Below are 9,710 nucleotides of genomic sequence, written 5' to 3' on the forward strand. Positions count from 1 at the left end.
GAGGCTGAGCATTTTACCAATTTCTTTACTCATTAATATTTCTTTCAAAATTCACGGAGAAAAGGAATTATCCCACTCGTAGTCGTTATCATCTTCCTCTTCGATTTTTACTTCTTGAACATGTGCTTCTTGCTTTTTCAGTAATTCCATCACCTCCTGATAGCATTTTCGAATATGATCCAAAAACTCTCTAAGCAAGTTCAGCTTTTCATCTAAAAGCCTCGCCCTTTCTACTTCCCTGTCGTTTCTAAAATCATATACCCATCTCCGAATATTTTGTTCTGGCTCTTCATATCGATTTTTGCGCAAATCTGCTTGTTTTCGCATGTCCTGAGTTGAATATTGTTCATTTGTTCTATTCTCGCTAATGCTCGATTTTGAGTGTCTAGCGCCGTTGAAGTATCCCCCATTGTCTTCCAAATTGTAAACATCGATACGATTGCCAGAAGTATCATAAATACCAATATCGCTCCCATTCCCCAAAATGGTATTCTCCAACGTTCTATCATCATGTCTGTTGCATTCTGTGCGTTCTTCAAATCCGCTCTGAACATCTCTTCTTGTTCGTTCAGCATGTCCTTGAAGATTACTCTCTGCTCTTGCATCAGACGCTTGGCTGCTTGCTGGTTTGTTAATATCTCCCGTTTGTAACTCTCCGATAAGGCTTGTATCTCTTGCGTTGCTTGACTGATCTGCTCGACTTTCTGAGATGATCCTTCCCATAGAAGATCGATATTTTTTAAGATTGCTTGCCTTTTTTGCTTTAATTGCTCGCTCAAAATCTGCTTCTACTCCTGCATGATCTTGTCGCAATCTTCCAAAAACGTCTCGTTCCTCTTTTCTGCTATTTGTTTGGCTTTTTGCGCCAACTTCAAAAGTTCGTTCATAAATTGCCCCTTTAAGCCTTAGATTTCTGCCTTTTTCATTTTTAATTGAAATATAATTTTCGCCTTCTCGAGCAATTTCAAAACCTACAGTTTTTAAATATTGAATAAGTTCTTTGCGGTTTCGAATATGTCCACTTTTTACTTCCCCCTCTAAAAGCCCATTAATTGCTTCTACAGCGTCTTTAGAACTTTTAGGTAGGTTCTTACCAGAGATAGTCATTTGACGCTTCTGCGGGTCATCTGGGTCGCTTAAATCATATCGTTGATTGATTAGTCTCTGAAAGCTATCAACTAAAGGACGATCAGCACGATCAAAATAAGGCGTTAATGCTTTTTGAGTGGTTAACTCCACATTGGGAATAAAGAAGTTTAACTCAAGCCTGCCTTTGTCGGTATGTTCAATCCAACAAATATTATATTGTTCTCTGTTTAAACCCGCAAAAAGAGTATCTTCAAAATGATCCATAATCTCCCATTTTTGGGCTTCTGAGATAGTATCCTCCTCAAAAGACAAACATCCAACCGTATATTTGTTTTTAAAACTTAAATCATTAGCTATTAATCTGGAAAACCTAGGATTGCCTTGTAAGATCCGAATATGCTCAGGCTGCTTCTTAAGCAAATAAGCCATAGAAGCATTAGGACTACCTCCTCCCTTGTTTTTAAAGAACTTTACCAGCATCGATATTCTATAATCCTATCTAGTTTTTCATTTAAAAGCTTTAGTTCATTAATGATTTTTTGAGTTTGATGGGTCGGATTTAAATGAAGAGCTTTGGTGATTTGATTAATATTCACACCAATTTTGTTAACTTCATAAACAAGATCGGGATCATATTTTTTAACAGCATATCTTTCCAATAAACAACGTTCACGCATCCATTCTGCTAAACGAGCTTTTGTTTTTATTTTTTGTAGTTTTTCATATTCATCTTGGGTTACCCGAATAGCGATGGTCTTACTTCGTTTTTCCATTGTTTATTTCCTTGTATGGGGGGTTTAAGGGGGGAATATCCAACCCTTACAAGTTTCAGAGTTTACTCTGATATATACTTGCCCATATACTCTAAACTCTAGTTAATCTTAGTTAAACCTACTGTAAACTATTATTTTAAAAAGAAAAAAGAACCAAAAAAAGAAAAATCATCGTAAAAACTCTGCAACTACATAATCAGATTTTTTGTTTTTGAATTGGTAAAATCTTTATGTGTAATTAATGGATATTTTTTTTAATTTATCCACAAAAAAGAGGGACTACAGGGAGTTAAATTTATCTATTATTATCTAGGGATTTCCAAAATCCACAATTTCCGTTGAAAAACTGCAAAAAGCATCTTGATAATAGGTAACACCTTATGTTACCAACTAATAACACTGGATGTTACCTATTATTCATTTATTCACAAGGGTAAAACTATGTCTGCCCATATCAAAAGATTACAGCCTAAAGAACAGCAAAAAGCACAAGAAAAATTAAAACAATTACAATTAATTCTTTCTCAATTTCCAGAACTAAACGAACAAAAAGTTTCTTCTTTATTGTGGGAAGCAAAAAGAAAAAATAATTTACAAGAACCAAACAGATGGACATTCATCATGATTAGCCCAGAACAAAATAGAATGGTCGTTAATTGGCTTGAAGAAAATAGTAAACGTCCACTAAAAGCATTAAAATTATGGGCTTTATTATTTGAATATGTTCATAAGGAAACTGGACAGATCATGCTTTCACGCCAAGAAATTGCAGAAGAAATACAGCTTTATGTAAATAGTGTAACAAACATTATGACAGAGTTAGAAAGCATTGGGGCTATTATTAAACGCAAAGAAGGTAGAGGGGTAATTTATTACATGAATCCCAATATTGCTAACCACTACCCTCAAGAAATTAGAGAAAAAGCCCAAAAGTTAGCGCCGAAGTTAAAATTACTTGATGGTGGACTAATTTAAAAATTAGAATTGCTAATTTTTAATTATCATAAATCTATTTTATATTATCTTGTTGATATTTCTCTAGAAAACCAATCATTATGTCTGCAAATTGCTGCGCTGTGAGAGGAGGCTTTACATATTTCTTATATTTTACTATTGGTCGCTTAAATAATAATAAAATTATATTTCTGAAAAATCTATAGAACTCACTAACTGCACAGAATATAATGAGGAATGGAACAAAAGGAATGAACAGAGCATCTCCTTCATCTTCGAAATATTCCTCATAAGAGAAATTTTTAGCAAGATAATCGATTGGTAAATTAATTGCATCAGCACTATGATAAATCATACATTCCGCTTTGATGCCGAAAAATTCATACTTACCGTCATTAATTATCAGATCTGAAGAAAAATCTTCAGAAGGAATAAAACCATCCTTACAAATTTCTTTATATATTTTTTGACGTAATATTTCTACTGTTTCCATAAATAACATAATACCTTATACGTGTAATGAATTAAAAATAATATTTGTTTTAAGAAATATTATTTTTATGGTCGTTCATACATCTGTTTGTGCATATTGAAATGTAAGCAATATCAGCAGGTAGTAATGCCCAACCAATCCAAGGTACCCATCGTCCAATAAACGCAAATAATGTTGTAGTTTTTGAAAATTTAAACATTGGTCTTTTTAATTTTTTTATATTTTTAAATCGAAGATTGATCGACCATAAAGGTCGAATTGGTATTCGTAGTATAGGGAAAGCAGCCTCAAGGGATGAGAATATACTTGCATAATTACTGCCGTCTCTGCCTAATGCTATTGCTTTTGGTATTATTTTAAGTCTTTTCAATAATGATTTAGGTACAAACCCACTAAATGCGCCTAATATTCCTGCTGTTAATAGTGATAAGCTTGATTTGCTGAATGCGCAATTTATGAAGCAATTGTCTGTTTTTAATGAAATAATACTTTCATTAGGATCAATATATTTATTGGTAGTATTTTCTTTACAATTCTGCTTTTTAGTGGGTTGAAATGTGTCACTTTTATCTTGAAAAGAAGTACTCTCTTCAATTTCAATTGGTATTAATAGCGGTTCATAAACTCTACTTTTTAAAGATAAATTTATCTTTTCATTTTTTAAAATTTGCCTTTCTTTTGCGAGTAGATTTTTCTCTGTTTGTATAATTTCTTGTAGAGATGGTTGTCCTAAAGCGTTTATTTTTTTATTACCATATGGTGGAGAACATGGAATTTGTATGAAATCTCCCTCTTTTCCAGTTTCGGATACATAGCAAAATGTAACAGTGTTGTTCGACATATCTTTTCTCTTTTACTCTACTATATTCACATCCATCACAATTTCTTTAGCACTATTGGCACAAATCCCAAGCTCTGGATGATATTCAAAATGAGCATTAACAACGCAAGTATCTTCGAATTGTCCTTCTTCATTTAAAGACATTGGCTCAACTCTTACGTCATCACTGTAAAGAGGAAAAAAAACATCATTATTATACTGTTCGAATTGCTCTGTTGCCCAAGCATCATTAAATCGAACTGTAAAGGCTTTGGCCATTTGTAAAGCGGAAATATTTTCACTACCGATAAAAGACAATTCAATAGTTACTTGAGATCTAGACCATGTAATTTTATATTGATCTGTATAGCGCGTTTCAGAAGTAGATAATGTTTTTTCATCCATAACTTGCAAAACAACATAAGGAGGTTTAGGCGATGAAACCCTATTGGTAAGTCCTTTTATAATCTTTAATTTTAGTCCTTTAATCGGAATTGCTTTTTGTAGGAATTTACCAATAATATTATACATTTCCTTGTAGGTTAATGTTTTAAGCTCTGGAAATTTTTCATCTTTTGGAGCCTTAGCAGTAACTTTTGCTGGTTGTTTATCGTTCTTTTTATTTTTATCGGTCATTTTCATTTTCTTGTTAATTTAAGACATAAAAAAAGACGCAGTGATTGCGCCTTTTACTTAGATATCCTTTGATTTTTCTAGAATTTAGCCATAAAAAAAACGACCTCAAAACGGGTCGTTTGTTATAAATTAAATATTGCGATCTATCTTATAGACGCACCAACTAGATTATGATGTTTATCATATCACATTTTGTCATAACTTGTCCATTTATACTAAACTCAAGTTAAGTTGAATCTTCCATAAAATATCACTTTAAAGAAAATAGTTAAAAGTCGATATATTTTGGTAAAATATGATTGGTTAACCAAACGCCATTATCTGCTTTAAAGAACTTCAAACCCTCTTTGAACATTTGCCTTGTATTGATTTTTAGCACGATGGCTTTCCCATGCCGACTACCTACTTTCAAGGCTGTTTTTTCATCTGGCGATAAATGGACATATTGTCTTTTAGCAGAATGTATTCCCATCTCGAAAATAGAGTTCAAATTAGCACTGGCTGTGCCATGGAAAAGAACATCAGGGGGTTCTATGGATTGTAATGCCAAATCGATATCAATCGAATGTCCTTGAGCAGCTCTAATTTTTCTACCATCTTCTGAAATTGTAAAACGTTGTTTATCATTGGTTCGAACGGTTTTCTAAAAGTTCTTCTAAACTAATCTTATATCCAGATTTTTTAGCTTTAGAGATGAGGTGTTTAATATCCGTCCAACCATTTTGATCTAATGTAATACCAATACGCTCAGGAGCATGACGTAAAACCAAGCTAAGCATTTTACTAATTTCTTTACTCACTGAATAAACCTTTTAAGATTAAAAAATAAAGATTAAAAAATGTAATTTGTTTTCTAAGCAATAATTTAAATTACTAATATGCACGAAAATACCATTTTAAAGCTCCTACAGTGCATTTTAATTTGTTTCATATAAAATCCTACATAAAAACCATTTAAATGTGCTGTAGAACGATTTAAGAGCGTTTAAAGTATTATTTATTTAAAATATAGACTTTTACATCAAAGCTACATAATCACAGATTTTGATTCTTAATGGTCAATCTGTTCATGTGCATTTTTGTAAATAATTTAGCAAATAAAAAAGTTATCCACATTTTTTAAAAAAAAGTTATCCACATTTTTTTTGTTTTAAATTCTTTTAAATTCTTTTAAATTCTTTTAAGTCAAAATTTTTCCTTGTTTTTCAACGTGTGTAGAGTGCATATAGCACCGTTTATCGACCCATATAGCACCGTTTATCGACCCATATAGCACCGTTTATCGACCCATATAGCACCGTTTATCGACCCATTGACACCATTATTAGATAATGGTGTTATATTATTATTTTTGTATATATGGTATTCTATGAAAGAAGTAATTGTTAAAGATAATGCACTAATTAATGCCAGTTATAATTTAGATTTAATAGAACAACGATTAGTATTACTTGCTATTATTGAAGCAAGAGAAACAGGAAAGGGCATCAATACTAATAATGCTTTAACTGTTCATGCATCCAGTTATATTAACCACTTTAACGTGGAAAAACACACTGCTTATGCAGTATTAAAACAAGCTTCTGAAAGTCTTTTTGAACGTAGATTTAGCTATCAATTTACCAATGCAAAAGGAAACGTAGAATACGTTAAATCTAGGTGGGTTAGTGAAATCAGATACATAGAAAGTGAAGCTTTAATTAAATTAATATTTTCTCCTTCCGTCGTGCCATTAATTACACGTCTGGAAAAACATTTTACAAGTTACGAGTTAAAACAAGTTAATCAATTATCCAGTCGATATGCAATACGCTTGTACGAAATATTAATCTCATGGCGTAGTACAGGTAAAACCCCTATTTTTGAACTAGAAAGTTTTCGAACTCAATTAGGTATAGAAAAAAATGAATATAAAAGAATGGAATTATTTAAAAGGCGAGTTCTTGATATAGCTATATCTCAGATTAATGATTTTACTGATATTTTTATTCAATATGAACAACATAAAAATGGTAAAACAATAATTGGTTTTAGCTTTTCCTTTAGGCAATCAAAGTAAAAATATTATTTTTAAGTAATAATTACTAGAAATTAATAATATTAATATACTTTATTAGAAATAAAAAAAAGGCTATTATACCAAAAAGTATAATAGCCTTTTTAAAATAATATTTAATTTTTAAATTAAATGTTATTTTGTCCTAAAATAGTACCAGATGTAATGAAAGATATAACTTGCTGCGACCATGCATTTGCTTGAGTGTCTGAATTAGCTAAACCAACAACAGCTCCACCAGCAGCACCAAGAATACCACCAGCAATAAGTCCTACAAGGTTACCAATTAACCCAAAACCAAGAATACCACCGTTTGATCCACCATATTTACCACCAAGAATAAGTCCAGCCCATCCAGCAGTTACACCGAAGTTAAGAGCACCTAATAAACCAGCTCCAGAAACATTAGAAATTTCTACATTATTAAGATCACGCATTTTTTCACCATAATTCAATTGAAAATATAATGCCTTTTTATCTAGCACTATCGTTAAATTTAATACGAAAATATTTTCGTATTGATAACATTACAAATGTGCATTTATTTGTCAATACAATAAATACATAATCATAATTATTACCTTATTGTAATAATTATGATTATGTAATATTATCTCCCTAAAATTTCTTTAACTTTTAATTGTAGATGAGATAATATGACAAATACAAATATTACTGGCCCTATTGATCAAGTATGGCAAGATTCAGCAACGTATGCTATAGCCGATGGAACAACTTCTGCTGATACTCCTTCATTATTGTCTAAACCATCTTCTATCTCTACCTGGGGTTTTAACAATATTAAGAGTGTGGAGATCCCAGCTGGCGCAATTTCCACAATGCAAGCAAGTGAAGCACTTCTCGGACAAAAGTTATTACCAAATGTAAAAATAACGTTAAGTAGACTTGACGTAAATCAACAACCAATTGTTCTGACAGTATCATTATCATATGTTGGTTACGGAACTGATACAGATCTCGCTCAACCTTTTACAATTATGAGATTTGGCATAAATAATATTACGAATTCTTCTGATCCTAATTTTAATACAACAGCCTTTTTAAACCAAAAATGGGAGGTTGCTTTAATACCAAACCATAACGTAGTCGGTATATCTCCAAGTGGTTGGACTCTAAATGAATTTCCACCAGAAATTAAATGTTTCTTAAAAGGAACAGAAATAGAAACCCCTTCAGGTAAAAAAAATGTCGAGGAATTAAAAGTAGGTGATGATATTATCACCATTCATAATGGTAATAAAGTAGTAAAAAAAATTACATCTATTTTAAACCAAAAAGTTATTGCTAATCATATAGATAAGCTACCAATTAGAATTTATAAATCTGCCATTGCAGAAAATGTTCCTTATAAAGATTTATTAGTAACTCCCGAACATTGCTTATATATTGACGGGCAATTTATTCCTGCTCGTATGTTAGTAAATGGACGTTCTATTATTCAAGATACATCTTTCAATACTTATGACGTATATCATATTGAAACAGAAGAACATTCTATTGTTATCGCTGATGGTATGCTAACAGAAAGCTATTTAAATACAGATATCCAAGTTAATGAATTTATGACAGTTAAAGGACAAAAAACTTGGGAAAAAGATGCAGCTGCACCATTAAATACTTCTAGAGATTTTGCTGAAACTATTTACAAACAAATCGAAGAACGTGCCAAATTACAAAATTTGCCAGATATACGTCAACATTATGAACTAACAAGTGATCATGGTTTATATTTAACTACATCTACAGGAAAAAAATTAGAAGCACTTCGTACAACTGATAATTATATCATGTTCCGTATTCCTTCTAATGTTGATAAAGTAACTTTACACTCTTTTTCAAGTCGCCCTTCTGATGTGATTGGTCCTTATATTGATGATCGTCGCAATTTAGGTGTATTGGTTGGCGATATTTCTTTGTCTGATGGTAATGAAAATTACGTTATTGATACACATTTAAATACGTCATCTTTATTAGGGTGGAGCGTTATTGAAACGAGTAATTGTCGTTGGACTTTAGGGAATGCAGAACTTCCTCTGCCAAGTAGACGTAAAAATTCTATTGGTATATTGAAGATTTCTATTGTTGCTGGCGGACCTTACATTGTAAATAACAAACAATATAAAAATCAAAAAGTATCTTAATTTACTCAATAAAAGAGTTACAGTTTTAAAATTGTAACTCTTCCAATTAAAAATAGCTTTTTATTTCACTATTTAAAATTTTTATTTTTTGAAATTACTTTTTCTAAAATCAAAACATGATCTTTCATGTCACAAAAGACTTAAAGCGATAACCTATCGTAACTTAGGATTTTATCTCCACCTTGCTTAAGTCATATGGCAAGGGACTTCACACCCCTGCACTCTCCTTAGAACGGTATATATTTTGATAAAATATGATTGGTTAACCAAACGCCATTATCTGCTTTAAAGAACTTCAAGCCCTCTTTGAACATTTGCCTTGTATTGATTTTCAGCACGATGGCTTTCCCATGCCGACTACCCACTTTCAAGGCTGTTTCTTCATCTGGCGATAAATGAACATATTGTCTTTTAGCGGAATGTATTCCCATCTCGAAAATAGAGTTCAAATTCGCACTGGCTGTGCCATGGAAAAGAACATCAGGGGGGTTCTGTGGATTGTAAATCTAAATCGATATCAATCGAATGTCCTTAAGCAGCTCTAATTTTTCTACCATCTTCTGAAATTGTAAAACGTTGTTTATCATTGGTTCGAACGGTTTTCTAAAAGTTCTTCTAAACTAATCTTATATCCAGATTTTTTAGCTTTAGAGATGAGGTGTTTAATATCCGTCCAACCATTTTGATCTAATGTAATACCAATACGCTCAGGAGCATGACGTAAAAC

General features: G+C 31.9%; 13 protein-coding genes. 3 read left to right on the forward strand and 10 right to left on the reverse strand.

The features are described from left to right. Positions 1–51 precede the first annotated feature (51 nt). A complete protein-coding gene (locus QJV27_RS10965) occupies positions 52–1,569 on the reverse strand; it encodes a relaxase family protein (RefSeq protein ID WP_281449049.1) in 1,518 nt (505 codons plus the stop codon). Continuing rightward, complete coding sequence (locus QJV27_RS10970) at positions 1,560–1,862, reverse strand: plasmid mobilization protein (protein ID WP_281449050.1); 303 nt, start codon at positions 1,860–1,862, stop codon at positions 1,560–1,562. The genes QJV27_RS10965 and QJV27_RS10970 overlap by 10 nt, the downstream gene beginning before the upstream one ends. 441 nt (positions 1,863–2,303) lie before the next feature. On the opposite strand from QJV27_RS10970, the gene QJV27_RS10975 reads away from it, so the two are divergent. Next, positions 2,304–2,837 carry a hypothetical protein gene (locus tag QJV27_RS10975; RefSeq protein ID WP_281449051.1) on the forward strand — a complete coding sequence of 178 codons (534 nt, stop codon included), beginning with the start codon at positions 2,304–2,306 and terminating at the stop codon, positions 2,835–2,837. A 34-nt stretch (positions 2,838–2,871) separates the two neighbouring features. Here QJV27_RS10975 and QJV27_RS10980 read toward each other — a convergent pair whose 3' ends face one another. The 5 genes from QJV27_RS10980 to QJV27_RS11000 form a co-directional block, all read right to left on the reverse strand. Further along, positions 2,872–3,309, reverse strand: coding sequence for a hypothetical protein (locus tag QJV27_RS10980; protein WP_281449052.1), 438 nt, complete (start codon positions 3,307–3,309; stop codon positions 2,872–2,874). Positions 3,310–3,358: 49 nt separating this feature from the next. After that, positions 3,359–4,150, reverse strand: coding sequence for a hypothetical protein (locus tag QJV27_RS10985; RefSeq protein ID WP_281449053.1), 792 nt, complete (start codon positions 4,148–4,150; stop codon positions 3,359–3,361). A 12-nt stretch (positions 4,151–4,162) separates the two neighbouring features. Then, positions 4,163–4,765: a phage neck terminator protein gene (locus QJV27_RS10990; protein WP_281449054.1), complete on the reverse strand. Its 603-nt coding sequence runs from the start codon at positions 4,763–4,765 to the stop codon at positions 4,163–4,165. Between the two features lie 268 nt (positions 4,766–5,033). Further along, on the reverse strand, positions 5,034–5,372 hold the full coding sequence (locus QJV27_RS10995) for an RNA 2'-phosphotransferase (RefSeq protein WP_346771203.1): 339 nt from the start codon (positions 5,370–5,372) through the stop codon (positions 5,034–5,036). 16 nt (positions 5,373–5,388) lie between these two features. Next, complete coding sequence (locus QJV27_RS11000; protein WP_281449055.1) at positions 5,389–5,565, reverse strand: RNA 2'-phosphotransferase; 177 nt, start codon at positions 5,563–5,565, stop codon at positions 5,389–5,391. 569 nt (positions 5,566–6,134) lie between these two features. Here QJV27_RS11000 and repM point away from each other — a divergent pair. Further along, positions 6,135–6,824, forward strand: coding sequence for a replication initiation protein RepM (gene repM / locus QJV27_RS11005; protein ID WP_281449056.1), 690 nt, complete (start codon positions 6,135–6,137; stop codon positions 6,822–6,824). 125 nt (positions 6,825–6,949) lie between these two features. Here repM and QJV27_RS11010 read toward each other — a convergent pair whose 3' ends face one another. After that, positions 6,950–7,258, reverse strand: coding sequence for a hypothetical protein (locus tag QJV27_RS11010; RefSeq protein WP_281449057.1), 309 nt, complete (start codon positions 7,256–7,258; stop codon positions 6,950–6,952). 219 nt (positions 7,259–7,477) lie between these two features. On the opposite strand from QJV27_RS11010, the gene QJV27_RS11015 reads away from it, so the two are divergent. Next, positions 7,478–8,983, forward strand: coding sequence for a Hint domain-containing protein (locus QJV27_RS11015; RefSeq protein WP_281449058.1), 1,506 nt, complete (start codon positions 7,478–7,480; stop codon positions 8,981–8,983). 227 nt (positions 8,984–9,210) lie between these two features. Here QJV27_RS11015 and QJV27_RS11020 read toward each other — a convergent pair whose 3' ends face one another. Both QJV27_RS11020 and QJV27_RS11160 read right to left on the reverse strand, forming a co-directional pair. After that, the gene (locus QJV27_RS11020) at positions 9,211–9,432 is read right to left on the reverse strand and encodes an RNA 2'-phosphotransferase (RefSeq protein ID WP_281449059.1); all 222 of its coding nucleotides are present in this window, start codon (positions 9,430–9,432) and stop codon (positions 9,211–9,213) included. Positions 9,433–9,566: 134 nt separating this feature from the next. Next, positions 9,567–9,686, reverse strand: a complete 120-nt coding sequence (locus QJV27_RS11160) for a hypothetical protein (protein WP_408869642.1) — start codon at positions 9,684–9,686, stop codon at positions 9,567–9,569. Positions 9,687–9,710: the final 24 nt, after the last annotated feature.

Origin of the sequence: Commensalibacter oyaizuii (assembly GCF_029953265.1) — a bacterium.
Lineage (GTDB): Bacteria > Pseudomonadota > Alphaproteobacteria > Acetobacterales > Acetobacteraceae > Commensalibacter > Commensalibacter oyaizuii.

Bases quoted from the DNA above. Each gene is read 5' to 3' on its own strand.
- QJV27_RS10965 (WP_281449049.1), bottom strand. From the start codon at position 1,569: ATGCTGGTAAAGTTCTTTAAAAACAAGGGAGGAGGTAGTCCTAATGCT.
- QJV27_RS10970 (WP_281449050.1), bottom strand. From the start codon at position 1,862: ATGGAAAAACGAAGTAAGACCATCGCTATTCGGGTAACCCAAGATGAA.
- QJV27_RS10975 (WP_281449051.1), top strand. From the start codon at position 2,304: ATGTCTGCCCATATCAAAAGATTACAGCCTAAAGAACAGCAAAAAGCA.
- QJV27_RS10980 (WP_281449052.1), bottom strand. From the start codon at position 3,309: ATGGAAACAGTAGAAATATTACGTCAAAAAATATATAAAGAAATTTGT.
- QJV27_RS10985 (WP_281449053.1), bottom strand. From the start codon at position 4,150: ATGTCGAACAACACTGTTACATTTTGCTATGTATCCGAAACTGGAAAA.
- QJV27_RS10990 (WP_281449054.1), bottom strand. From the start codon at position 4,765: ATGACCGATAAAAATAAAAAGAACGATAAACAACCAGCAAAAGTTACT.
- repM (WP_281449056.1), top strand. From the start codon at position 6,135: ATGAAAGAAGTAATTGTTAAAGATAATGCACTAATTAATGCCAGTTAT.
- QJV27_RS11010 (WP_281449057.1), bottom strand. From the start codon at position 7,258: ATGCGTGATCTTAATAATGTAGAAATTTCTAATGTTTCTGGAGCTGGT.
- QJV27_RS11015 (WP_281449058.1), top strand. From the start codon at position 7,478: ATGACAAATACAAATATTACTGGCCCTATTGATCAAGTATGGCAAGAT.